The sequence below is a fragment of the Brevibacillus sp. NRRL NRS-603 genome, from assembly GCF_003013445.1.
In the GTDB taxonomy this organism is placed as follows: domain Bacteria; phylum Bacillota; class Bacilli; order Brevibacillales; family Brevibacillaceae; genus Brevibacillus; species Brevibacillus formosus.
Window position 1 is genome coordinate 104,302 of sequence record NZ_PXZN01000014.1, and the last position, 23,503, is coordinate 127,804.

At 47.1% G+C, this 23,503-nt stretch carries 23 protein-coding genes and 1 other RNA gene; 9 read left to right on the forward strand and 15 right to left on the reverse strand.

Annotated features, from left to right (window positions below; genetic code table 11):
- Positions 1-126 precede the first annotated feature (126 nt).
- The gene (locus tag C7R94_RS14775) at positions 127-2,463 is read right to left on the reverse strand and encodes an S-layer homology domain-containing protein (protein ID WP_106782295.1); all 2,337 of its coding nucleotides are present in this window, start codon (positions 2,461-2,463) and stop codon (positions 127-129) included.
- A gap of 278 nt (positions 2,464-2,741) precedes the next feature.
- An RNA gene (gene rnpB, locus C7R94_RS14780) (RNase P RNA component class B) lies at positions 2,742-3,131 on the reverse strand.
- Positions 3,132-3,278: 147 nt separating this feature from the next.
- Between rnpB and C7R94_RS14785 the strand changes: the two genes are divergently transcribed.
- The 4 genes from C7R94_RS14785 to C7R94_RS14800 all read left to right on the forward strand — a co-directional run bounded on the left by C7R94_RS14785 (position 3,279) and on the right by C7R94_RS14800 (position 5,980).
- Positions 3,279-3,581, forward strand: a complete 303-nt coding sequence (locus C7R94_RS14785) for an ArsR/SmtB family transcription factor (RefSeq protein WP_047069466.1) — start codon at positions 3,279-3,281, stop codon at positions 3,579-3,581.
- A gap of 152 nt (positions 3,582-3,733) precedes the next feature.
- A complete protein-coding gene (locus C7R94_RS14790; protein WP_106782297.1) occupies positions 3,734-4,933 on the forward strand; it encodes an MFS transporter in 1,200 nt (399 codons plus the stop codon).
- A 191-nt stretch (positions 4,934-5,124) separates the two neighbouring features.
- The gene (locus tag C7R94_RS14795; protein WP_106782299.1) at positions 5,125-5,433 is read left to right on the forward strand and encodes an iron-sulfur cluster biosynthesis family protein; all 309 of its coding nucleotides are present in this window, start codon (positions 5,125-5,127) and stop codon (positions 5,431-5,433) included.
- 13 nt (positions 5,434-5,446) lie between these two features.
- Positions 5,447-5,980, forward strand: coding sequence for a gamma carbonic anhydrase (locus C7R94_RS14800; protein WP_047068709.1), 534 nt, complete (start codon positions 5,447-5,449; stop codon positions 5,978-5,980).
- Positions 5,981-6,125: 145 nt separating this feature from the next.
- Here C7R94_RS14800 and C7R94_RS14805 read toward each other — a convergent pair whose 3' ends face one another.
- Positions 6,126-6,809: a DUF1385 domain-containing protein gene (locus C7R94_RS14805; protein WP_106782301.1), complete on the reverse strand. Its 684-nt coding sequence runs from the start codon at positions 6,807-6,809 to the stop codon at positions 6,126-6,128.
- Positions 6,810-6,886: 77 nt separating this feature from the next.
- On the opposite strand from C7R94_RS14805, the gene yfkAB reads away from it, so the two are divergent.
- Positions 6,887-8,002 (forward strand): radical SAM/CxCxxxxC motif protein YfkAB, encoded by a 1,116-nt coding sequence (gene yfkAB / locus C7R94_RS14810; protein WP_106782304.1) that lies wholly within the window; start codon positions 6,887-6,889, stop codon positions 8,000-8,002.
- Between the two features lie 31 nt (positions 8,003-8,033).
- The gene (locus C7R94_RS14815) at positions 8,034-8,288 is read left to right on the forward strand and encodes an alpha/beta-type small acid-soluble spore protein (RefSeq protein ID WP_007724320.1); all 255 of its coding nucleotides are present in this window, start codon (positions 8,034-8,036) and stop codon (positions 8,286-8,288) included.
- 2 nt (positions 8,289-8,290) lie between these two features.
- Here C7R94_RS14815 and C7R94_RS14820 read toward each other — a convergent pair whose 3' ends face one another.
- The 5 genes from C7R94_RS14820 to C7R94_RS14840 form a co-directional block, all read right to left on the reverse strand.
- Complete coding sequence (locus tag C7R94_RS14820; RefSeq protein ID WP_106782306.1) at positions 8,291-9,700, reverse strand: MDR family MFS transporter; 1,410 nt, start codon at positions 9,698-9,700, stop codon at positions 8,291-8,293.
- A 182-nt stretch (positions 9,701-9,882) separates the two neighbouring features.
- Positions 9,883-10,071 carry a hypothetical protein gene (locus C7R94_RS14825; RefSeq protein ID WP_047068706.1) on the reverse strand — a complete coding sequence of 63 codons (189 nt, stop codon included), beginning with the start codon at positions 10,069-10,071 and terminating at the stop codon, positions 9,883-9,885.
- 100 nt (positions 10,072-10,171) lie between these two features.
- A complete protein-coding gene (locus C7R94_RS14830) occupies positions 10,172-10,531 on the reverse strand; it encodes a LysM peptidoglycan-binding domain-containing protein (RefSeq protein ID WP_106782309.1) in 360 nt (119 codons plus the stop codon).
- Positions 10,532-10,681: 150 nt separating this feature from the next.
- Positions 10,682-11,902, reverse strand: coding sequence for a metal-dependent hydrolase family protein (locus C7R94_RS14835; protein WP_106782311.1), 1,221 nt, complete (start codon positions 11,900-11,902; stop codon positions 10,682-10,684).
- Between the two features lie 166 nt (positions 11,903-12,068).
- Positions 12,069-13,604: a fumarate hydratase gene (locus tag C7R94_RS14840; protein ID WP_106782314.1), complete on the reverse strand. Its 1,536-nt coding sequence runs from the start codon at positions 13,602-13,604 to the stop codon at positions 12,069-12,071.
- 182 nt (positions 13,605-13,786) lie between these two features.
- Here C7R94_RS14840 and C7R94_RS14845 point away from each other — a divergent pair, with 182 nt between their 5' ends.
- From C7R94_RS14845 to C7R94_RS14855, 3 genes are all read left to right on the forward strand, one after another.
- Positions 13,787-15,748, forward strand: coding sequence for a beta-propeller domain-containing protein (locus C7R94_RS14845; RefSeq protein WP_106782316.1), 1,962 nt, complete (start codon positions 13,787-13,789; stop codon positions 15,746-15,748).
- Between the two features lie 80 nt (positions 15,749-15,828).
- Positions 15,829-16,515 (forward strand): tetratricopeptide repeat protein, encoded by a 687-nt coding sequence (locus C7R94_RS14850; RefSeq protein ID WP_047068701.1) that lies wholly within the window; start codon positions 15,829-15,831, stop codon positions 16,513-16,515.
- 108 nt (positions 16,516-16,623) lie between these two features.
- Positions 16,624-17,274: a SurA N-terminal domain-containing protein gene (locus C7R94_RS14855; protein ID WP_233220566.1), complete on the forward strand. Its 651-nt coding sequence runs from the start codon at positions 16,624-16,626 to the stop codon at positions 17,272-17,274.
- Positions 17,275-17,326: 52 nt separating this feature from the next.
- Here C7R94_RS14855 and C7R94_RS14860 read toward each other — a convergent pair whose 3' ends face one another.
- From C7R94_RS14860 to C7R94_RS30305, 7 genes are all read right to left on the reverse strand, one after another.
- A complete protein-coding gene (locus C7R94_RS14860) occupies positions 17,327-18,016 on the reverse strand; it encodes an MBL fold metallo-hydrolase (protein WP_106782320.1) in 690 nt (229 codons plus the stop codon).
- Positions 18,017-18,115: 99 nt separating this feature from the next.
- Entirely contained in the window at positions 18,116-18,904 is a 789-nt protein-coding gene (locus C7R94_RS14865) for an ABC transporter ATP-binding protein (RefSeq protein ID WP_047068698.1), read from the reverse strand.
- A 93-nt stretch (positions 18,905-18,997) separates the two neighbouring features.
- Positions 18,998-19,435 carry a hypothetical protein gene (locus C7R94_RS14870; protein WP_047068697.1) on the reverse strand — a complete coding sequence of 146 codons (438 nt, stop codon included), beginning with the start codon at positions 19,433-19,435 and terminating at the stop codon, positions 18,998-19,000.
- On the reverse strand, positions 19,432-20,262 hold the full coding sequence (locus C7R94_RS14875; RefSeq protein WP_047068696.1) for a DUF3100 domain-containing protein: 831 nt from the start codon (positions 20,260-20,262) through the stop codon (positions 19,432-19,434). The genes C7R94_RS14870 and C7R94_RS14875 overlap by 4 nt, the downstream gene beginning before the upstream one ends.
- 27 nt (positions 20,263-20,289) lie before the next feature.
- Positions 20,290-21,465, reverse strand: coding sequence for an amidohydrolase (locus C7R94_RS14880; protein WP_106782322.1), 1,176 nt, complete (start codon positions 21,463-21,465; stop codon positions 20,290-20,292).
- Positions 21,466-21,812: 347 nt separating this feature from the next.
- Complete coding sequence (locus C7R94_RS14885; protein ID WP_106782325.1) at positions 21,813-23,345, reverse strand: amino acid permease; 1,533 nt, start codon at positions 23,343-23,345, stop codon at positions 21,813-21,815.
- A 4-nt stretch (positions 23,346-23,349) separates the two neighbouring features.
- The gene (locus C7R94_RS30305; protein WP_007724273.1) at positions 23,350-23,493 is read right to left on the reverse strand and encodes a hypothetical protein; all 144 of its coding nucleotides are present in this window, start codon (positions 23,491-23,493) and stop codon (positions 23,350-23,352) included.
- Positions 23,494-23,503: the final 10 nt, after the last annotated feature.

Consider the following 23,503-nt stretch of genomic DNA (forward strand, 5'->3'; position numbering starts at 1 on the left):
ATGAATATAACACATCTTCTTTTAATTGAAAACCATTTTCAATTAAATGCTTTTTAAAAATGATGCCAGCAAATGAAAAAGCGACCCCTTCTCGAATGGAGAAAGAGATCGCCTTTTTCTATTTTCTTATCGTTTTGCTACGACAATGGCATAGACATGTCCTTGGTCATTTGTCCACAAATCCACTTTGTCCTTGGAGGAAAGATCGCTTTCTTTCAAGTCATTACCGTTGTAGTATTTGATCTTCGCGTCTTCCGTCATCTTCAAGCTCGTCGATACGTCATCGAAAAATACGTATTTGTCTTTGTTCACACGGGATTCAATTCCGACGAAACTCACGTTTTCTTTCGCCAGCTTTCCACTGACGGAAGCAGCAATGACATCGCCCTCACGATCAAGGGTCAATGTCACGTACTCGAATTGATCGACGTCTTCAATCGCATCCTCATCCGTTACATCGTACGTCTTGCCGTTAACCTCTACTTTTGCGGAAGTCACTTTGCCGTCATCGTTACGAACCTCAACAGAGTCAACCACGCCGCTTACTTTCCTAGGCGCACCTGTAATGGCTTTTACCTTGCCAGCGTTGTTGAGTGTCAGCGTGTACTCTTTGTCGTTGGATGCTGCATCGCTGTCAATCGTGACGCCGGACAAGAGCTCATACACTTTCCCGTTCACAGTAATTTTGGAACCGGATTTTTTCGTCACGTATCCTTTTACGGTTTGCTTTTCCAAAGCCAGCTCCACGATGTCATTCGTGCCAACATTGTATTTCCATGTAAGGATGCGGTGGTCATTAAACTGATCGGTTTTAATCGTTGTTGGTGATACGGAGCTGCCATCGACAGTCAGCTTCGCGTTGGTCAAGATATCGTAGGTTTTCCCGTCAATTTTGACAGTTGCCAGTTTTCCTGATGCATACGCAGTTGTGTCCGAGACCAGCTTGTTCGTGGCTGCCCCTACACCTTGCTCTACTTTGATCAGATTTCCATTCTTGTCAAACGTAAGCACTGCAATTTGGCCGCTCGTCAACTCATCCAGCTCATCTACTTCGTCTTCGTCTACGAACAGCTCTGTATCTTCATGCACCTCGTAATTGACACCGCCAACGCGAATCAGGTTTTTGTCTGTATCAACGGTGATCGTATCTGTGTAGCTCAATTTCGTGTAAACAAGCTCAGATACTTTGCCGTCCACATTGAGTGTCAGCTCGACCAAGTCATCTTTTTCGATGTCAGAGAACGAAGCACTTGTTGCTTTTGCCTCTGGATGCGCCTTACCTTTGATCGTTGCTTTGGAATCCAAAGTGTAGGTCGTACCGTCTACTCTCAGCTCTTTCTTCGAGTTGGAACCGCTCACGGAAGATACTTTTTCCACAATTCCTTTTGTTGTGTTGTCGCTGATCGTGATGGACTTGATCTTGCCATTGTCACCAACGACTGCCACAAACTTTTGGCCGATGTGAGAACGGCTTACATTTACGCCATCCTCTACTTCCAAAACGACTTCTTTTCCATTGACGATTGCCTTGAATTTCTTTTCATCGCCTACAGCCGTTGTAAAATTAAGGCCAGTCTTCACGATTCCTTCGACTATTTCGGAGTCAGAAGTAACAACGGTGAGGAAAGCCACTCGGCCATTTTTCGTGATGTATTCCACTTGCGCGCCTACGACCAGATTGCCGTACACTTGCGCGGAATCAGCCATTTCGATTTCTTTGTTTTGTCCAACTAGTTTCAGCTTTTTGCCAGACTTGTCATACGAAGCGACTGCGCCCTTCACTACTTGAAGCTTCTGAATAGTTCCTTTTGCATTGCCATCTTTGTCGTAGTACGCGCCATTTGCATAAACAGGCGTTTCCATAAAGCGATCGGTATACTTCGCAACGATATCACGCGGAGCTGCTGCTGTCGGTGTTTCCTTTGCATCGTAAATATCTGCTCTGTCCGCTTCCAGCAAGTACGGGATGTACCACTCGCTTGAGGCTGATGGACGTACATCAATCTTCAAGCCTTGAACGTAAACAGTTAACGCTTCCGCAATTTTTACATTGTTGTTTGGTTTGAAGGTTCCATCTGGATAACCTTTGATGATGCCTTGGGATACCGCAAGATTAATGTATCCTGTTGCCCAGTGATCTGCTGGCAGATCTTTAAATACGGTCTTTCCTTGAAGTAGCTTTGCTTGCGCATCTGTGTACCCGAGTGCCAGCACCGCAACTTTGGCGAACTCCGCTCTCGTCACTTCTTTATACGGTTTGAAAGTGCCATCGGTATAACCTTTTAGAACACCTGCATAATTCAATTTCAGAATCGCGTCTTTGTTCACATTTCCCCCGATGTCGGAGAATGGCAGTGCCGTAGCAGCCCATCCGGTTCCCGGCAATGCAAGCGAGCCTGCCAGAACCGCTGTCGCCAATAATTTTTTGAGATCCTTGCTTGCTCGATTCTTTTCTTTTTGCAAAATAAACCCCTCCATCAATGTAACAGTGTTATCAGTTTCATTCTCTCCAGCAGACACTCCCATTTGAAGAAATGATGGAATAGTCCACAGTAGAACTGTTTTCTTCGGCCGAATGCTCTTTTTAGACGACAAGATATCCCAAAAAGTTTCAAAGCTTGTTCACGGTAAATCATTCCACTGTGTTTCAAACATTGATAGATAGCGGGTTGACGATATTTCGCAGAACGTAAAAAAACCACCTGAGGTCAGGTGGTTTTACGTTTCATTCCAGCAGGAAATGCTATAAGCCAGGTTCTGTCTCTCCCGTGCTTCAAGCGGGGCAATCCCTCGCACCAAGAGCGGTAGCCATCTATCTATGGCATCCGAAGATACCATCCGTCCTTTCCGTTTGATTCCTTCAGGACGGTTCCCCTACCTAATTTGGGTTTCTCGCTCGCAGGGTTTACCGCGTTCCATCTTTTCTGTCGCCAGAAAAGCTACGTTTCTGTGGCACTTTCAGCGTACTCGGGCCTCAGAGAGAGCCCTTTCCACGCCGTCAGCAAGGCTTAGCACCTCACTGCCCTGGCTTGCACCAGGTACGAACACTCCAGGCATCTCAGCCTGGGCGAGCCTGGACTTTCCTCTACCGCCAATCGTCGAAACGATTGCAGCAGCGACTACCCACATTTCCTGCACATCAGAATCAGTAACATTTACTCTATCACATGCCTCACACATGGTCAACAAGCAGGATTTGGAAGGCTAGTGAGTATGGTTATTCGTTATTTTCTATCGGAGGTCTTTACACATCGATAATTCTCGATATAATTATGCGTATGGATCCAATTGAAATTTTCAAAGCGCTGTCAAACGAGTCTAGACTTCAAATTTTGTATTGGTTAAAAGAGCCTGAAAAACATTTTACGCCCCATGAAGGAGTTGATATGAGGAAAATCGGGGTATGCGTCAGCCAGATAACTGAGAAATTGAATATGACCCAATCAACCGCATCCCAATATTTGTCCATTCTCCAACGAGCCGGCCTTATCAAGACGGAGCGTATTGGCAAATACACGTATTATACCAGGGACGAAGAAAAAATACGTGAAATTGGAGCCTTTTTTAGTAGTCAAATATGATCGAATTAAAGCTGAATGCTTCATGGAGTATTCAGTTTTATTTCAAAAGTACATTTCGATATATCTCGATATATCAATATTTTGTAGTTTAGTTCAGCGTTATTGGACCATATCTGATCAAAGATGCAAATATTTTAACAGGAGTGAAATACATGTCGAATACATGGAAGGTTTACTTTTTGGCATTGGTTAGTTTTTTAGTTGGGACATCCGAGTACGTGATTTCAGGCATCCTTGATAAACTCTCCAGTACCATGGGCATCTCAATTACGGCTGCGGGTCAGCTTGTTACTATTTTTTCATTTGTTTATGCAATTTTCACCCCGATCATGATGGCACTAACTGCGAAAATGGATAGAAAGAGGCTTCTCATTAATGCACTAGGTATTTTCGTGTTAGCTAATATATTGTCATTCGCTATGCCGAATTTTGAATTGTTTGTTCTAGCCCGTGTGATTATGGCTTTAGGAGCGGGAATGGTTGTTGTAACTGCGTTAGATATCGCGTCCAAGATCGCTCCTGCAGGTAAACAGGCAAGCTCGATTGCAACCGTCATTATGGGATTTACCGCATCATTAATCATTGGTGTTCCCCTCGGACGCACAGCGGCGGCTGCATTTGGATGGCAATCCGTTTTCGGTATCATTGCGCTGGCAGGACTTCTGGCGATGTTTGTCCTGTCCCGGACGATCCCGCAAGTGCAAGGGGATGAGCCAGTACCTCTGTCCAAGCAGTTAGCATTATTGAAAAACCCGAAGGTCGCACTTGGCTTATCGATTACGTTCTTTTGGCTGGGTGGGTATTCCCTCGCATATACCTACATTTCACCCTATCTTCTCGAAGTAGCAGGCATAAATGAGAATTTGTTGAGCGGCGCCTTATTGGCTTTCGGTGTAGCTAGTCTGATTGGTTCCAAATTGGGTGGTTTCAGCACTGACAAATGGGGAGTCTCCCCCACTTTACTTGGTGGAATGATCCTGCACGTTGTAGCTCTCATTTTGCTTTCAGTTACTGTTACTATCTCGCCTCAACCGTTTACAGTTATCGCCATTTTGGTACTATGGTCTTTCGCTGCATGGTCTTCCGGGCCTACGCAACAGTTTAATTTGGTACGGATTGCACCGAATAATTCAGGGATCATGCTTGGTCTTAATCAATCCATGATGCAGCTCTCGATGGCCGCAGGGGCAGGTATCGGAGGCATTGCGATTGAGCAAGTTTCCCTGTCGTCGATTACATGGTTCGGTACGATTGGCGTGGCTATCTCCATCTTTGCTTCCTTATTTTTAATCGCTATGTTAAAAGAAAAGGTTGCACAACAGAACACAAACATACGGAATTACCCCTCGTAAAGCGAGCTTATCATGGGGAAATTGTGCGGTAACATTTATAATGGACATAGAGTTGTTTGAGTTTACAATGTGGTGGCCTGTACCTTAGTGGTACGGGCTTTAAGCTCGAATAAAGCATTAGGCAACTATATGGTTTAAGTCACAAAGGTTCCATTTGTAGTACAATAGATAGGCGATAAGGAGGTAGGACGATGATCACCATTACTCCAACTGCGGCAGTACGTCTTGCACAAATGATCGCGGAAGAATCGGATGCTGAACAGCTCGGAATCAGACTCGTCCCGACTACGACGGGATGTGGCAGCTATACATATAGCATCGCCATTACGGAAGCGGACAAACATGATCTCGACCAAGAAATAAGTGGAATTCGTTTCTTTTATCAAACACATGAGATAGACAAGCTCTCCGGGACAGTCATCGACTGCGATCCTGCAACTGGTCGTTTCTCTATTTTCCATCCGCGCCCGATGCAAACAGATTGCTCGCTTACTCATTGATTAGGAGGTAACTATGCTGCTCTTATCATTTGAAAACATCAAACCGAAGATTCACCCTACTGTTTTCCTGGCAAAAGGCTCCGTCGTTTCTGGCGATGTCGAAATTGGCGAGGATTCTTCTATTTGGTACAACACCGTGATCCGCGGGGACATCGCTCCGACAATCATTGGAAAACGCGTCAGTGTACAAGACAACAGCACCCTGCATCAAAGCCCGAACAACCCATTGATCCTCGAAGACGAGGTGACCGTCGGACATAACGCCGTTTTACATAGCTGCGTGGTACGTCGCGGCGCATTGATCGGAATGGGCGCGATTGTGTTGGATCGTGCGGAAATCGGAGAAGAAGCGATGGTTGCTGCGGGTGCACTCGTTCCTCCCGGCATGAAGGTGCCACCTCGCTCGCTCGTTGTCGGCAACCCAGCAAAAGTAAAACGCGAACTCAACGAGGAAGACTTGAAAGAATTCGTGCGCATTCGCCAATCATATGTGGATAAAGGCAAGATGTATCGCCAACTGGAAGAAAGCCCGCTCGAACGGGAGTAGGAATAAGAAAAGGGAGGTCGAGGGCGCATATGCACCTTCTATCCTCCCTGTTTTTTATGAATACTACTCAGGATTCAATAACGCTGCTGACCTGTGCATGGAACAAAAAAAGCGGCGTATCCATAGTGAAAACACCGCTTTTTCCTTATGAAGCATTCTGCAATCGATCTACCTCGCGAATGTGCTCAAATAGCATATACGAGCGGATCGCTGTCTCTAAATGAAGCCGATCCGGTTCTTTGGTCGTGCTGTATTTTTGAAAGAAAGCCGACAGCTTGTAAAGAAAACCGAAATATTTACGCACATAGCGATCGCCGAGCATGCCAACAAGCAGTCCTGCTACCCCGCATGCGACGCTCCATTCCAAGGGTAAAAAGAATACAGACAAAATGAACCCCGTAAAAAACCACACGACCAGATTCGTCGAGCAACCGTCATTCACGATATTTGCCCGCTGAATCTCTTTCAGTGCTGCTATCGACTTCTTTCCCCCATAGCTAAACACTTTATGTTCTGCACCGTGAAATTTTTTCATCTTTTTCGGAAAAACAAAGTGAAAGCCCGCGATGTATACAGCTGCCCACATCGGATCGATGATGGCCCAGTCAGGCTTCACGATCGCTGCCAGAACATAACCAGCAAGCAGGAGGTGAAACAATTGATAGTACCACGGAAAGGAGAAAAAAATTCGGTACCAGAGCTTCCCAATCGTTTTCAATGTGATTTTTTCCGCCCACATATGAATCACGCCGTCTTTTACTTCCGCGCAAGCCAGCACATTTCGATCATGAAAAAGCACACCGCGTCCAAAAGACATCCCCATAATCATCTCGTTAGCTATTCTCCTTCCGCCCTAATGTCGTTATAATAGGTTGAGTTGTACGCAGAATGAAGGAGGTTTCACAATTGATCCGCATGGTTCCAACTACACCATTAACACCTTTACACGATCCATGGGAGCCGTTGTTCAATGCGACACCCCCCGCCTATAAACTTACCAGCGTCGAGTTTACTGTAACGAATCTGTGCAATCTCCGCTGTGAGCATTGCGCGGTTGGTGATACATTGCGATACAAAGACGATCCCGCTCTCCCTGTCGATCTCATACTCCGTCGTCTCGATGAAGCAAAAGATCTGCTTACTATCAGTATAACAGGCGGAGAACCGATGTACAGCGAGCGCACCGTGAAAACTGTGATCGCGCCTATTCTACAATATGCAGCAGATCGTGGGCTGCGGACCCAAATCAACTCCAACATGTCTATGCCGTTTTCTCGATATGAGTTGATCCTGCCTTACATCGATGTCATGCATATCTCGTGGAACTGGTCTACTCCCGAAGAATTCCATGATATTGTTTACGCAAAAGCACGGCAGCCGGTTTCAATTAAAAGAGCGGAAGCACAATTTCATGAGATGATGGAAAATGCACGCAAGCTCTCGGAAGCAGGTGTATTTGTCTCAGCCGAAACAATGCTGAATCATCGCACATGGACAAAGCTCGATACCCTCCACCGACAGATTCAGGAGATGGGCAGCAAGCGTCATGAGGTACACCCGATGTACGCGAGTGATTTTGCACGCGATCTGGATGTCCTTTCACTCGATGAGCTTCGTCAAGCCATTCATCGGATGCTCGATGTACGTAATGAAGATTTGTGGATGCTTTTCGGGACGCTTCCGTTTTTCGCTTGTAGTCCTGAAGCAGCAGACAGGGAATTGATCAGCAGACTGCGCTCTGCGAAAAATGTGACGACTCGCAATGATCCAGATGGTCGCAATCGTCTTAACATCAACATTTTCACTGGCGATGTCATCGTGACCGATTTCGGGGATGTAGAGCCATTGGGCAACATTCAAACCGATCAGCTTCAGTCGATGTTTGAAAAATGGCAAGAACACACGCTGAACCAGAAGATCAATTGCTTCTGCCCTGCTGCTGGATGTGCAGGACCGAATCTGCTCGTTGCTAATACTTACTATCAGGAGACTGATTTTACTTCGCGCAAAGCACTCGTCTAATTGGGCACACTATGGCGTGAGGTGATCTACCATGAGCAGACGCAAACGCCCTCTCGTCCCCGAGGCGAGAAAAGGACTGGACGCCCTAAAAGCGCAGGTTGCACACGTTGCTGATCCCGCGCAGGCCAAATTCGAGGTCGCAGAAGAAATTCATGTTCCATTGCAGCCCGGCTACAATGGACAGTTAACCTCTCATGATGCCGGTCGAATCGGAGGACGCTTGGGCGGCAGTATGGTCAGAGAAATGGTTCGGATGGCCATGGAAGGCATGAATAAAAAACCGTAAACCTATTGTTTGGGAACCTCGCTATTTGATGGATGCGAATGGCGGGGTTCTTTGTCGAGCAATCGACTATTGCCGAGTCGGACGCTGGCTATCAAACTGATACCGATCAGAATCAAACCAGTAATAAAGACGTCGTGCAAAGCTTCACTAAACACCAATCCCGCCCGCATCCGCCATTCTACGATGCTCCCAAACACACTAATTCCAATCGTCCCCCCAATGGAACGAAATAATTGCGATGTCGACATGGCAACGCCCCGATCTTGCGGTTTTACTGCGCTGTGTGCTGCTGTACCAAGTGCCGGATAGATTGCCCCCATGCCTAGACCTGTGACAATCATGTAGCTGATGAGCTGTGCGTTGGTTGTCCCTACATCAATCGTGCTCAGAAGGAAAAAGCCTGTCGCCATGATGAATAAGCTGGGAATTAGAATCGCTCGAAATGAAGCTTTTTCCATCCATCTTCCCCCAACTGTTGAAGAAATCGCCGCGGACAACATGAGTGGCACTAAAAGGAATCCAGCTTCTGACGGACTAGCACCCCGTACCTCTTGGACGAACAGAGGGATGTATGCGATTGCCCCGAACAAAGCGGCACTCACGAAGAATCCTACAAGATTGCCATATCCAATGGCCGGGATGCGAAATAAGGAAAGCGGAAGCAGGGGCTCCTTTGCTTTGGTTTCAATCCAGATGAACAAGCCGAGAAGTAAGATACCTGCTCCCCCTAACCCGACCTTGTATTCCCTGCCCTCCATGACAAGGGACAGAAGGATGAGAATAATGGATGCACTCAAGCTAATCACCCCATACCAGTCGATGACAGGCTTCTTATCGTAGTGCCGCTGTTCACGAAAGGCTAGGGCAATGATCAACAAGGCAGCGATACCAATAGGAAGGTTGATAAAGAAGATCCATCCCCATGGCAGATGCTCCACGAGAATTCCTCCCAACGAGGGGCCGAGTATACTCGTCATGGCAAAGACAGCTCCGAAAAGGCCTTGAAATTTGCCTCTCTTTTCGGGTGGATACAGCTCACCCACAATAATGAACGCAACCGGCATTAATGCCCCAGCGCCCAAGCCTTGGATTCCTCTCGCTACAATAAGACCCGTCATGGAATCTGCCAAGCCGCACAGAAGAGATCCTAAGAGAAACAGAAACAACCCGATTAAATACATTTTTCTCGCTCCAAACAAGTCTGCCATTTTCCCATAGATGGGCATGCTCGTGGTCGATGTGAGCATATAAATGGCGAACACCCAGCTATAAAGAGATAGACCTCCCAGCTCTTTGGTAATTGTCGGCATGGCTGTTGAGACAATCGTTTGATCCAACGATGACAAGATTAACCCCATCAGCACTCCACCCGTAATGAGTCCTACGCGGCGCTTTTCCTTTTCCATCTCCATTGCACTCCCCTTTTTGAAGTCAGTTGATAACAGCTCCAAAAATATAAGGGATTTTTCGAAAAAAGAGTAGACTTTTTCTTTCAGATGAGTTATTCTGATGATAGAGTCTGCCCCTATGAACTACGAATAAACCATAAATAAAAACCGCCTCCATTATGGACGCGGTTTTTTTGTTTTGCCATTCATCTCAGCTTGTCGAGCTTTTTGGCACTTGCCTTACGAGGTCCAAGCATCGCCTTTCCTATGTCGCCCACTTTGTTTACAGAGTCAAAAACTTGGTCGATCACATCCACCAGTTCACGAATCTGTACCACTTTTCCATAGACGCCCATGAAATGGTGTCGGATGTTTTTTCCATTTAACCCTAGCATGGCCGCACCTCCTCTTAATCCTCTCGTATCACTTTATGCAGAATCAGGCGAAGAGGAAATTGCGAAGTGTGGAAAATTATTCGGCAATCTATCCGGCTGCTCAGCGTGGACGAGGTGTACCGGTCGGACGTGGCGTACCCGTCGGACGTGGGCGCGGAGGTGGTGCCGGCGTAATGGCACGCTCCAGACGAGTGACACGGTTTTCCAACCGATCTACCCGATTATCCAGCCTGCGATAGTCTTCGCGAAGCGCATCTACCCGATTCTCCAGTCGATTCAAGCGACGCTCGACATCTGCACCAGGAGCTGGTGTCGGAGTAATCGGGATGTACAAATTTTGACCGACGTAAATGTAGTAAGGATAGGCGATATTATTCACGCGGATCAATTCCTGAACGGATACACCAAAACGAGCCGCGATGCTGTTCAGCGTATCTCCCGAACGGACTACATAGTTCACGATTCTCACTCCTTTTTTCTGTGATCATTCGTTATTAACCTATGCCCGCCCTGGTACACGCGCAATAAACCAATACCCATTTTGGCAAAAAATAGTCAAACACCCAGTACAACCGCCGTTACAAACCTGAAAGAGCAAGGCTCAGCCCCATCAGCTCTTTGAATAGACAGTCATTCCTTCAAGAAACACTTCTTCTACTTGCTTCAATACCTCTATCTCTTGTAGCGGATCACCTTTTACCACTAGCAAATCTGCAAAATAACCTGGCGCTAACGTACCAATCTTACTTCCTTGGTCCAGCACTTCAGCAGCATTTTGGGTAGCAGCCTGAATCGCACGAATTGGCTCCATCCCCAGCTCGACCATCAGCTTGATTTCTTCTGCAACTGGTGTAACCGGATAGCCGTCCAATACGATATCGGTACCCGTAGCGATCTTTACGCCTGTATTTATTAATTGTGCGAAGTTCTCCCGGTACGCCTTTTCCGATTCGATGAAAAAGGCCCCCTGCTCAATAAGTCCTTCGCTCAATATACCTTGATTCGCCTGTTGCTGTTCATTCCAAATATGTTTGTAATAATCAGCAATCTGGAAGAAGGTGACCATGGTCGGTACCCATACCAGTCCTTTTTCTTTCATCTGTTCTGCCTGTTCCACCGTCATATGCGTAGCGTGCTCGATCGTATCAAATCCCGCGTCAATCGCCATCTGGATCGCTGGTTGGAGTGAGGCATGCACACAGCATTTCCGTCCCAAACGATGCGATTCATCAACCGCCGCATTCAGCTCTTCTTGTGTGAACTCCGGTGTTGGTGTACGATGGCTCGTCATGAGCTTGATCCAGTCTGCCCCTGCTCTCACTTGTTCACGCACGGCTGTCCGCACTTCCCACGGACCATTTGCTTCTCGCAGGGCACCCTCTAATTGCCAGCCATGCCCCCCTGTCATAATAATCCCTTGATTTACCTGAAAAAGACGAGGGGAAACAATGAACTTGTTCTTAGCTGCCAGCTTCAGTGTACTGCACAATCCATCCGGTGCTGCAACATCGCGGATCGTCGTGACCCCCAAAGAAAGTGCCTCTTTCAAGTTCGCTGTCGCAAGTAAAGCCACGAGTCCATCGTTATTGCGATATTCAGTGGAGTCTGGTTTGCTCCACCAATACCCGATGTGGACATGTAAATCGATCAAGCCTGGCAAAATGGAGCATCCGCTGTACCGCTTTACCTCTCCTTCCGAAATGGAATCTGTAAGCTCCGATTCTGTCCCTACTGCTACAATCTTTCCTCTCTCATCAATCCCGACAGCACCTTGTTCGATTACATGTTCCCCATCTCCGATAATGACGCGATCAGCAATCAACCATTTCATTCCTGTCCCCCCTGTCAAAAATGAAAATCCATCTGTCCGCAATCCTAGTTAGTCCCTCGAAATTTCATCATCTATCGAACTATTTCCTTCTCCTTTTCCACCTAGTTTGAAAAAAAAAGCCTCCAGCAGCACATGAAGTGCGCCAGAGGCTTTCGTGTTACTTTCCTTATTTAAATACAGGTGCTGCAAACTGAGCCAATTTCTCTGCGGAAGACTTTTCTACATCCGCGTGCAAGCTGTTGCCATGAGAATCCATGGTGACGATTGCTGCGAAGCCTTTTACACGCAGGTGCCACATCGCTTCTGGAATACCGAATTCCATGAAGTCGACACCTTCTACTTTTTCCAAGCATTCTGCATAATACTGGGCCGCTCCACCAATCGCATTTAAGTACACAGCGCCATGCTCGTTCAATGCTTTCAGGGTTTTCGCACCCATTCCGCCTTTTCCGATAACGGCACGGATTCCGAATTTCTTGATGATTTCACCTTGGTACGGCTCCTCGCGAATGGAGGTAGTCGGGCCAGCCGCTTTTACATGCCACTCGCCTGCTTCGTCCTTCAGCATAACTGGACCGCAATGGTAGATGATGCCACCGTTCAGGTCCACTGGACAGTCATGATCCATCAGGTAGCTATGCAGGGCGTCGCGTCCCGTGTGCATTTCACCATTGATAATGACCACATCGCCCACTCGCAGGCTGCGGATTTGTTCTTCAGAGATTGGCGCTTCCAGAACAACCTCGCGGCGCTTTTCGCCCGCATCATCCGTAGCTGCTACCGGGGACAAGTCCATCGCTACTTCTTCGTCTTTATAGAGGTAACGGAGGATTTCGCCTGTCTCCGGATTCAGGCGAACACCTTGACGGCGGAATGCCCAGCAGTTGTACGCAACGGATACGAAAAAGCTTGCTGGCAGGCGGTTTTCCACGCCAATTTTACAGCCGAGCAGAGTCGAGTTACCACCAAAGCCCATGGTTCCGATTCCGAGTTGGTTGGCTGTTTCCATGATGTAGTCTTCCAAAGCAGCCAGATCAGCAATTGGATTGACATCATCTACTTTGCGGAACAATTGATGCTTCGCCAGTGCATAACCGGAGGTGCGATCTCCACCGATTCCTACGCCAATGAAGCCGGCACTACAGCCTTGTCCTTGCGCTTGGTATACGGCGTGCAGAATGCACTTGCGAATGCCATCCAGGTTGCGGCCCACTTTGCCCAGGCCTTCGAGCTCACAGGGCAGGGAGTATTGGATGTTCTTGTTCTCACAGCCGCCGCCTTTGAGAATCAGCTTGATCTCGATTTCATCCTCTTCCCATTGCTCGAAGTGAATAACAGGAGTACCTGGTCCGAGGTTGTCCCCTGTGTTTGCACCAGTCAAGGAGTCTACGGAGTTGGAACGCAGCTTACCTGTTTTGGTTGCTTCTGCAATCATTTCTTTGATGGCTTGTTTAATGATCAGCTGGTTGACTCCAACCGGAGTTTTCACTTCGAATGTAGGCATCCCCGTATCTTGACAGATCGGAGAAACATTTTCTTCTGCCATGACAACGTTTTGCGCAATCGTAGACAAAGACAGCGCTGCACGTGTACCAAGATCCTCTTTCACTTTAGCTGCATTGACGGCACGACGCACGTCTGGTGGTAGATTCGTAGAAGTATCCGTGATGAGTTCCAGAATGCTTTGCTTCAAGTTTTCCATCTATGACGCCCCTTTTGACGTAGTGGTGTAAATGGTAGCATAAACCGCCTATTATTATAGCACACGCTCCCCCACCTGTCCGTAGATTGATGCCCAAAGAGTGTGTGAAACATTCCGTAAACATGCGTCGTCTTATTACCGACAACAAATTTTGGTAAGCAGCAGATATGAGGGGGATCAAAATGAAAAGAACATTTGCCGGGCTTCTCGCCTCCGTGCTGATGGTGACCGCTATACCCTTCCTGTTCACGACGGGTACAATCGCAGAGCCAACCGTTCAAGCCACGGGATCTTCAGAAGATTTGCCAGTAGTCGGTTCCTATGCGGAGCTAAAAAAGCTCATCGAATCAAATCAAGACAGCAGCTACCATTACTCCACCCTGGAAATGGGCAACGCTTTGCCAGCTGCTGCACCTAGCACAGCCAACAAAGTAGCGGACACTTCCAGCGGCGCTGTTCGCGGTGATTTTTCCACAACAAACACACAAGTGCAGGGCGTCGATGAAGCAGATATCGTAAAATCAGATGGAACTTATCTTTATCAATCCACGCAAAATGAAGTACGCATCATCAAAGCGTATCCAGCCACCGAGATGAAGGTCGCAAGCCGTATCAGCTATGACAATGGAAAATTCGTACCGCAAGAAATGTACGTAGACGATCATAGACTCATCGTCATCGGGCAAGCGGATGAGACCATCTCCTATCCTCCTGGTCCTGCTTCCAAAAGAGGCATCCCCCGTTTCCAAGGCATGCAGTCCGTAAAAACCATGATCTACGATATTACGGACAAAAAGCAACCTAAGCTCACTCGTCAACTGGAGCTGGAAGGTCAGTACATGTCGTCCCGCAAAATCGGCGCGAGCTTGTACGTGACAGCCAACCATTACATGGATACGTATCGTATTTTGCAAGAGAAAGCAGAAGTGCCAGGCCCAACGTTTAAAGACAGCGCCCATCATAACCAGTATCAAACCATTCCCTACAGCGAGATTCGTTACTTCCCGGATCACTTTCGTCCAGAGTATTTGATCGTCGCTGGCGTGAATCTGGATGATTCGAAACAAAAGATGTCACTGCATACGTATCTTGGTGCTGGCGAGAACATCTATGCATCCACTAAGAATCTGTATGTGGCCGTCACCCAAGACAATGTACAGGCAGTAGCTGTTAAACAAAAAGGAGTGACAGCTCCTTTGATTGCCCCTCCCGTTGAGTCAGATACAGCCATTTATCGGTTTGCCATGAACAAGGGTGACATTCAGTATACGGGAAAAGGGTCGGTGCCTGGACGTATTCTGAACCAGTTTTCCATGGATGAAAACGATGGATATTTCCGAATCGCCACCACGAGCGGGAACATGTGGCGAGACGATGAGCATACGTCAAAAAACAACTTGTATGTACTGGACAATAAACTCGAGGTATTCGGCAAGCTGGAAGGCATCGCTCCAGGAGAACGCATTTACTCTGTCCGTTTTATGGGAGATCGTGCCTACATGGTCACCTTCAAAAAAGTCGACCCGCTGTTCGTTCTCGATCTGAAGAAGCCTTCTGCCCCAAGCGTATTAGGTGCCCTCAAAATTCCAGGTTACAGCGACTATTTACACCCGTATGACGAAAACCATATCATCGGTTTTGGCAAAGAAGCAGAATCAGATAAAGACTGGGCGTACTACCAAGGGATGAAAATTGCCCTCTTTGACGTCAGTGATGTAACGAAACCGAAGGAAAAGTTCAAGACTGTTATCGGGGACAGAGGAACGGACTCCGAGCTGTTGCACAATCACAAGGCTCTACTGTTCTCCAAAGAAAAAAATCTGCTCGCCTTTCCTGTATCCGTCCACGAACGTACGGCTGAACAAAAAGCCAAAAACGATATGCGCGAATACGGCCACTTTACATTCCAAGGTGCCTACGTCTATCAGCTCGATTTGCAAAAAGGTTTTCAATTGAGAGATCAGATCACCCATCTGTCGAAGGAAGATGTCGCAAAAGCAGGCGAAGGCTGGTACGACAGCTCCAGTAATATTAAACGGATACTCACGATTGGCGACACGCTCTATACCGTTTCAGATGATTACGTGAAAACGCAGCAGCTCTCTACCCCCAAAAAAGAGAATATCTTGCCATTGGCGAAATAGCGGTAATGCTCTGTCACGCGGACAGGTTCTGTGCTAAGATGGGGTAATAGATGCAGCGTAAATAGAGAGGGTGTCACTACGTGGAGTATTTGAGTTTAAATTTGACATCAACGCTGGCAGGCATTGCGGCTGTGCTGTTGGTGATGTTTATTCGCCTGCACTGGCCCTTCCGCTTTCAGTACATGGCCAATCTTTTCAAACGCCGTTTGAATATTCGATTGCGCTGGCTGGAGGCTTCCTATCGGAAGAACCGTTCCCGTGCTGTCGCTATGCTGGATAAATCAACCCATGAGATCATGCTTGGCAATTATGAAATGGCCGAAAAATATATCGTTCAAGGAATCAACGTCTGCAAAGAACGACCAACGTTATTCAATCAAGCGATGATTCACTACTTGTTTTACAACCTGGCGATCGTTTACTATTCCTCCGAACGATATAACGAGTCATTGGAAGTGGCGTTTCGTATTTACCAGCGTGATCAGGGAATGACTGATTCCTTAGCTCTTATTGCCTGCTCGCACGCCCGCCTGGGTGAAGTAGAGAGTGCGATAGAAGCTTACCAGCTGATCGCAAGCAAACGATCAGCAAAAGACTGGAAGCTCTTCTGCTTGGCAGAGATTGAAGCTGCCAAAGGAAATTACGAGCGAGCCCTTTCCCATTTGAAGCAATTGATGGACAAATCAGCTAGTCTTTTGCATCTGAATCACACCGTTCTGGAAAAACGCTTGGAAGAGTGGAAAAAAGCCTCTACTCAAGCCAGCTAATCGATTGACGACCGCACATTGCTTTATGTGTGCGGTTTTTATTTTCCGCTTCCCGTAACGCTGCTCTATGCACAGTCGTATTACTATCAAGAAAGTGAGGTATTTTTCATGAAAAAATTCAACGTATCTATACTTGCTACCTCAGCACTTGTACTCGGTCTCGCTGTAGCGGGCTGTACACCTGGAAAAGATTCTGCATTTTCTGCGGATAACCCTGTTGCCAAAATTGGTAATGTGACCATCACTCAAGAGCAAATGTACGACAAATTGAAAAAAGATGCTGGTAAGCGTGTCATGGCTGATATCATCACCTTGGAGCTGTACAAACAGGAAGGTGCTGCACGAGGAGTTACTGTAACCGATCAAGAACTCGATGCGCGTGTGAACCCAGTCAAAGAAAAATTGGGATCACCGGAAAGATTCCAACAGTATTTGAAGGATAAGCAAATGACTGAGCAAGAGCTCCGTGAAGGCGTGCGCGCTGTTATGCTGCGGGACAAGCTGTTCGAGAAGGATAACCCGATCACCGAAGAACAAATCAAAGAATACTATGAGAAAAACAAAGATAAGTTCGAGGGAACATTCGAAGAAGCTCGCCCGAAAGTGATCGAAAAAGTTAAATCCAAAAACAAACGAAATAATATGGATAAATGGATCGATGAATTGTATAAAAAGCATAACGTCCAAATCATGGATAAAGATTTAGAAAAAGAAAAAGAAGTGGAAGAAGAAGAAGAAACAACAACTTCCAGCAAGTAATGCAAAAAGACTTGTGCAAGCCGGCAGTACGCGGCGCACAAGTCTTTTTGCGTTATGGACGAGCAATCGCAATCAACTCTTGCAAAAACACCTTAATTTCGCCTTGAAGAATGGGACCATGACCAGTAGCCAAATACTCAATGGGCCAATCCTGCAAAATCTCCAAGCCCTCCGTAAACTCTGCCGCTCGCTCTGGCTCACGGGCTACCCATTGCTTCAAGTGTTCTTTATAAGCTGTCCGACAGTCCACTTCTCCACCAACGATTTGACCGAGTTCTGTGTTTTCAAAGCACAAATGATCGCCAACAAAGCATATTTTCGACTGGGGATCAAAGAAGGCAACTGAGCCTTCTGTATGAAAAGAAAGCTGCCGGAAGCGCAGGGAAGGGAGATCTCCCCCACTACCTGTAAACGTATGGCCGAATAGCGTCTGTGAAAAATCGTCCAGTTCGTAATAATCGTCAAGGTGAATCCAATTGTTTCGAGAAGGGAACATATCCGCATTTCCAATATGATCAGCATGCCGATGAGTGAAGTAGACATATTCCGTTCGCTCTGGCTTGGCTCCGATCTCTTCCAACGCCTGTTGAAAAAATGAGCGTTGCTTGCGCTGATGAGAATCAATCAATACAAAGGCATTCCCTTGTTTGATCACGTAGCTGTTCACGTAGCTATTCCACGCTTCCTCATAGGTGATGATCGCCCAGGTGGAGTCTGTGATTGGTGCAATCACATTGTTCATGCCTCCATCTCTCCTCTCCTCCCAGATACAATTTCTTATTGCTATTATACACAATCATGCACAACCGTGCTGACTCCTGCCCAAACTTATCCAACACAATCAAACGGTCGCCTCTTCCCCTAAGCTAACCCAAGATCTTCCTTGCGAGCGCTGAATGTGAACAGGTACGCCGAAAAAGCTCGTCAGACGTTCAGCCGTTAGGACCTCCTCTGTTTTTCCAGCCTGGTCTACTTTCCCCGCTTTTAGCAGCAAGGTATGCGTGAAGCAAGGCAAAATTTCTTCGATGTGATGAGTGACATAAATGAGCGTGGGCCCGTTTGGCTGCTTGGCGATTTGTTCAATCATGGCCAACAGCTGTTCTCTTGAAAGCAGGTCTAGTCCGGTGCAGGGCTCGTCCAGGATGAGCAATCGAGGGGATGCCATTAAGGCGCGAGCAATCAGTACTTTTTGTCTCTCCCCTTGCGATAAAGCGGCAAAGCGTCTGTTTTTTAATGCATGGCATCCAAATGTATCGAGTAAATCCGACGCTTTCTCTACGTCCGTCTCCTCTGGAACGGAATACAAGCCGATGGTTGCCTCCCGTCCACTCAAGACGACACGAAGTGCGGTTTCATGCTCGTGAAGCTGTGCCATCAGCGCCGTACTTACCCAGCCGATTGATTTACGCACCTCACGCAAGTCGACTGTTCCGTAAAGATTGCCTAATACGCTGACCTCCCCCTTTGTCGGCCACACATAGCCACAAATGATATTCAACAGACTGGTTTTACCAGAGCCGTTTAAACCGACCAAACACCAATGCTCCTTGTCTTGCACTTGCCAGGCAATGTCTCGCAAAATGGTTGTTTCATCTCTTTGCCAGGTAACCTTTCTTACATCAATGATCATACTCTCTCCACTCCTGACTTTCACAGTTGTATGTGCAAAGAACCTCCATGGCATATGGAAGCACACGGAGGCCCTAACTCAAAAACAGTTTCGTTAAAATTTGCCTTGAATCTTGAATACGATCTCCGCAAACAACGTAGCGAATAGGAACGTGCCGGTAAAGACAACGAGAGACACGACTACGATACGCCAGCTAAGCTGTTTGAACAGATGAACGTCTTTTCCAAGTGACAAACCTGCATACGCAAGAATCGGTGTAGCCAATGCGAGTAGATTGATCTTGGCAATCGCAGCAGCCGTATATTCATTTCCTGGAAAAAACGGGGATGTCGCAAGCATCGCAAACAAAGAGATCCATACAATGACGGGAGATTTAAACGGAAGAATGCGAGTAAAGCCCATTCCGATCAACGTAATAACTGCCAAGAGCAAAATACCTGGCAAAGATTCCATGATTGGTACTTTATAACCGATCCAGTTACCGATGAGAGCGATTAAACCGATGATAGAAATCGTCAAGATTTGATTCATGCGCTTTTTCTCCCCCCTTCTGCCGCAGAAGAAGCGCTTTTGCGTCCAATGATAGGCTCAAGCCATGCGTACAGCTTTTGTGTGACCGGCAAGGAGAAGAAGATGCACACGTACGTACCAACGATACTCATCATCAAGTTTGCCGCTCCGGAATAAAAGGCAATGTCTTTTTGCGCTTCCGGGAAAATAACAGCCAATGAGCCTGTTGCTGCTGCCATCATACTACCGGAACCAACTGCGGCTCCCATCGCCAGAGAAATCGGGTGAAACAACCCGCTGCTTCCTAAAATACTTGCGAGAATCGACATATAAATGGCACCAAACAAGGTTCCGCAAATGTATACACCCAGCGCGCCGCGAGCTTCGGCGGAGTTTGCTCCAAACTTGTCTACAATGATCGCCAAGTTTGGCTCGCGGTCGAGAGAATAAGTCGCCCCAATTGCTTCGCGCTTCAGACCCAGCCACAATGCGATTGGCAGACCAAGTGCGATTGTCCCTACAATGTGTCCCATCTCTTGAACAATTAAGGATACACCAGAGCCGAGAAGCTTTGGCAGCTCTGGACCGATATTCGCTCCCAGCTTCGCAATAAAGATCAAAAACGAAATCCCCAAAATATTGGCTGCGACGTTCATTTCTTTTTCACTCAAAAATTTAAACTTAGGCCAGCTGATTGCCCCGCCTAAAACGAGTGCGTAGAGCATGGGAAACAGAGCGATAACCCCGATGCCAATACTGATTTTTTTTGTCCCGATAAATTCTGTCAATGCGACGAGAATAAGTACGAGAAAATGCAGCTTGTACTCATTGACGCGTGCCTCTGCCATACAACATCCCCCTCATTCTATATCGCTCTACTCCATGACGACTTTTTGAGCTGCCCGAACAAACAATTCCACGCCGCGTACCATTGCGTCCTCATCAAAATCAAAGCGAGGATGATGATGCGGGTATGTAAAGCCTTTGTCTGGATTGCCAGCACCCAATTGAATAAAACAGCCTGGAGCTTTTTTCAAATACTCAGAGAAATCTTCACCCGGCATCAAAGGATCAATGTAAATAATCTCTTCTTCTCCCCAACGCTCGCGGATGGTATCCTCCATCAGCTTGGTCACCTGCTTGTCGTTGACAACCGATGTGTAGCCATGGGAGAACGTGAATTCATAACTTGCGCCATGCGCTTCCGTAATTCCTTTGACAATTCGTTCAATCCACATCGGAATATTTTTGCGAATCTCGGCATCGAAGCAGCGTGTGGAGCCCGTCAGTGTCATCGAATCCGGAATAATGTTATACGCTGTCCCTGCATTCAGCATCGTCACCGAAATAACGACCTTGTCCAACGCACTCACATTGCGGGATACAATTTGTTGTAGGCCAGTAATAACCTGTGCCCCAATGACGATCGGGTCAACAGATGCTTCCGGTTGCGAGGAGTGCCCGCCTTTTCCTTGAATCTTGATATCGAAGCGATCTGTCGATGAAGTAAGTGCCCCGTAAAGAACACCGAATTTCCCGACAGGCATGTACGATGCCAAATGAATGCCAATGATCGAATCCAGTCCGTCCGCTGCACCAGCTCTTACGATTTCGGCAGCCCCACCCGGCGGGAGCTCCTCGGCATGCTGGAAGAAGAAACGAACCTCACCTTTGATTTGATCCTTGTACTGGGACAAAATTTTTGCGGCTCCCAACAGCATCGCTGTGTGACCATCATGTCCGCATGCGTGCATCACGCCAGCTTTTCCTGATGCATACGGCACATCATTTTCCTCATGGATCGGGAGAGCATCAATGTCAGCGCGAATACCAAGAACTTTTCCTGGCTGTGATCCGATCAGTCGAGCGACCACACTCGTTTTGGTTGGCCGCGAAAGCTCTAAATTCCCGAAAGATTCCAACGTTTCGTAAATAAATTGGGACGTCTTCTCCTCTTCAAACGACAATTCTGGATGCTGATGGAGATATCGTCGCCATGAGATTACCTGCTCAGCTACTTCATCCGCCCATTTCTTCGTTTCCAAACTCACACAATCACTCCTTTTTTTGCTTCTTTCCTCAACATTTTCCGAGTCAGTTAAGTTTAGCTAAAAAAAATATCGTTTTGTGAATTCTATCACGGAACGACGAAAATAACAAATGTCTATTCCACGAGGACATAGCTGTCGAATCTTCATTTGTAACTGTCTATTTATTTGTTATTTTAGAATTTTCTACCGATAATGTCCATGTAAAATATACTAATTTCCTTCCTACTGACAGCTTTTCGTCCTCTGCCATTCGTTATTCAAAACCGTCCTTCACGAAAAAAAGCCCCTATGCCCATACAGACATAAGGGAGACCCTGCACATTCTGTGAACCGGGACTTCTTTTTCATTAGGAGTCGCGAAATCTCGCTTCCTGACGTTTAATGTCTTCCTCCGAATTGCCCAGCGCAGCTTGCGGGCCCTTGAAATGCTTCCGGTAATAAGCCAAATCCATGATCAGAAGCACCAAAAACATGGCGATCAAGGCATACCCAGCTGTTTGATTGGGTGGAATCACCATCATAATCGAGATGAAGACGATCCAAATCAAGCTCAATACATTAATGGGTTTACTCCAGTTCCCCAAATGCCAGGGACCGTAATGCTTCCGCTGAAATAGTCCACACGATTCCGCCCGGAGCTTGAGGTATAACGGAATCCCGTAAGCGACATAAAGCCCAACGACACTTACCGCTGTAAGAAAGGCCAATGTCGTATACGACGTGTTCGGATTGATGCTTTTCACGATGTAATCGAACAAGGCAAGCGCAAAGGAAAGAATAATAACCAGCCAAATCGCTTTTGCCGGCGTTCTGTATTTAGTTGAAATTTCTGCCCACTGATGGCTCCACGGCATTCCTTTGTCACGTGAAAACGCATACAACATTCGCGAAAAAGAAGTAATCGACGCCAAGCCACAGAACCACATTGCAAAGGTAACCAGCCAAAGCACCACAGAACCAAATGCACCGCCTAATGCCTCACTGATCACATAAATAAATGCATTCTCCGCTTCACTGGCAGCCGCCGCGTTTTTGATAGATAAGGTGACAAAAGCAAGCATGATAAATCCAAAAATAAAGGAAAAGGCCACAGACGTATAAATTCCCCAAGCAGCACGAACCCGCGGGTTAATCGTTTCTTCAATTGTATGCGCTGATGCATCATAGCCGGTAAAGGTCCACTGCGCTTGTAACAACCCAATTAAAAAAGCAATCGCATACGGTTTGTCTGAAAAGGTTTGACCGACTTGAAAGAGGTAATCGAGGGGTTGCAACTCATGACGAGAGAAAAAGACGAGGCTTCCGACAAGTATGACGACGACGCCAATATGGTACCAAGCGGAGAAGTCATTTAACCGGGCAACGAGTCGAATTCCTATGTGGTTAAACGTACCGTGCAAAAGGAGTGTGATCCCGAACAGAATTAACGTGGTCGTTTCTGTTGAGGTATAACCAAACGCACTCGCGAGCAGCGGGTCCGCAAACAAAGAGAACGAATAGTCAATGCCCGCGACAATCCCGATTTGGCCGATAAGATTGATCCACGCTGTGTACCAGCCCCACCGTTTGCTACCTAAAATAGCTGCCCAATGATACAGCGCTCCGGCTGTAGGGATCGCAGATGCAAGTTCAGACATCGAAGCTGCAATCAGGATGACAAATAACGCGACCAAGGTCCATCCGAAGCCCATCATGCCAGAACCGCCATACAGTAAACCGTGCCCGTACAAGGATACTGCACCAGTCAAAATAGAGATAATCGAAAATGAGATCGCAAAGTTCGAAAAGCCACCCATATCCCTCAGTAACTCCTGCGCATAACCAAACTTGTTCAGGTCTCTCTTGTCCTCGAGCAATTGCTGTTCTTTTTCCTGCTGCATTCCGTTATCCCTCCCTCTCTGCTTGGGAACCGATAAAGCTCTCATGCGCGCTTTCATCAAATTGCCGGACGCTTTCGTTTGCCCGATACCCAATGGCAATCGCAACTCCAATGGTAAACAGCAATAAGATGACACCTAGAGCCAGCATTCTCTCCCTC

Bases quoted from the DNA above. Each gene is read 5' to 3' on its own strand.
- C7R94_RS14860 (WP_106782320.1), bottom strand. From the start codon at position 18,016: ATGAACAATGTGATTGCACCAATCACAGACTCCACCTGGGCGATCATC.
- C7R94_RS14790 (WP_106782297.1), top strand. From the start codon at position 3,734: ATGTCGAATACATGGAAGGTTTACTTTTTGGCATTGGTTAGTTTTTTA.
- C7R94_RS14840 (WP_106782314.1), bottom strand. From the start codon at position 13,604: ATGGAAAACTTGAAGCAAAGCATTCTGGAACTCATCACGGATACTTCT.
- C7R94_RS14795 (WP_106782299.1), top strand. From the start codon at position 5,125: ATGATCACCATTACTCCAACTGCGGCAGTACGTCTTGCACAAATGATC.
- C7R94_RS14815 (WP_007724320.1), top strand. From the start codon at position 8,034: ATGAGCAGACGCAAACGCCCTCTCGTCCCCGAGGCGAGAAAAGGACTG.
- C7R94_RS14800 (WP_047068709.1), top strand. From the start codon at position 5,447: ATGCTGCTCTTATCATTTGAAAACATCAAACCGAAGATTCACCCTACT.
- C7R94_RS14785 (WP_047069466.1), top strand. From the start codon at position 3,279: ATGGATCCAATTGAAATTTTCAAAGCGCTGTCAAACGAGTCTAGACTT.
- C7R94_RS30305 (WP_007724273.1), bottom strand. From the start codon at position 23,493: ATGCTGGCTCTAGGTGTCATCTTATTGCTGTTTACCATTGGAGTTGCG.
- C7R94_RS14820 (WP_106782306.1), bottom strand. From the start codon at position 9,700: ATGGAGATGGAAAAGGAAAAGCGCCGCGTAGGACTCATTACGGGTGGA.
- C7R94_RS14825 (WP_047068706.1), bottom strand. From the start codon at position 10,071: ATGCTAGGGTTAAATGGAAAAAACATCCGACACCATTTCATGGGCGTC.
- C7R94_RS14805 (WP_106782301.1), bottom strand. From the start codon at position 6,809: ATGATTATGGGGATGTCTTTTGGACGCGGTGTGCTTTTTCATGATCGA.
- C7R94_RS14845 (WP_106782316.1), top strand. From the start codon at position 13,787: ATGAAAAGAACATTTGCCGGGCTTCTCGCCTCCGTGCTGATGGTGACC.
- C7R94_RS14875 (WP_047068696.1), bottom strand. From the start codon at position 20,262: ATGGCAGAGGCACGCGTCAATGAGTACAAGCTGCATTTTCTCGTACTT.
- C7R94_RS14835 (WP_106782311.1), bottom strand. From the start codon at position 11,902: ATGAAATGGTTGATTGCTGATCGCGTCATTATCGGAGATGGGGAACAT.
- C7R94_RS14870 (WP_047068697.1), bottom strand. From the start codon at position 19,435: ATGAATCAAATCTTGACGATTTCTATCATCGGTTTAATCGCTCTCATC.
- C7R94_RS14855 (WP_233220566.1), top strand. From the start codon at position 16,624: ATGAAAAAATTCAACGTATCTATACTTGCTACCTCAGCACTTGTACTC.
- C7R94_RS14865 (WP_047068698.1), bottom strand. From the start codon at position 18,904: ATGATCATTGATGTAAGAAAGGTTACCTGGCAAAGAGATGAAACAACC.
- C7R94_RS14885 (WP_106782325.1), bottom strand. From the start codon at position 23,345: ATGCAGCAGGAAAAAGAACAGCAATTGCTCGAGGACAAGAGAGACCTG.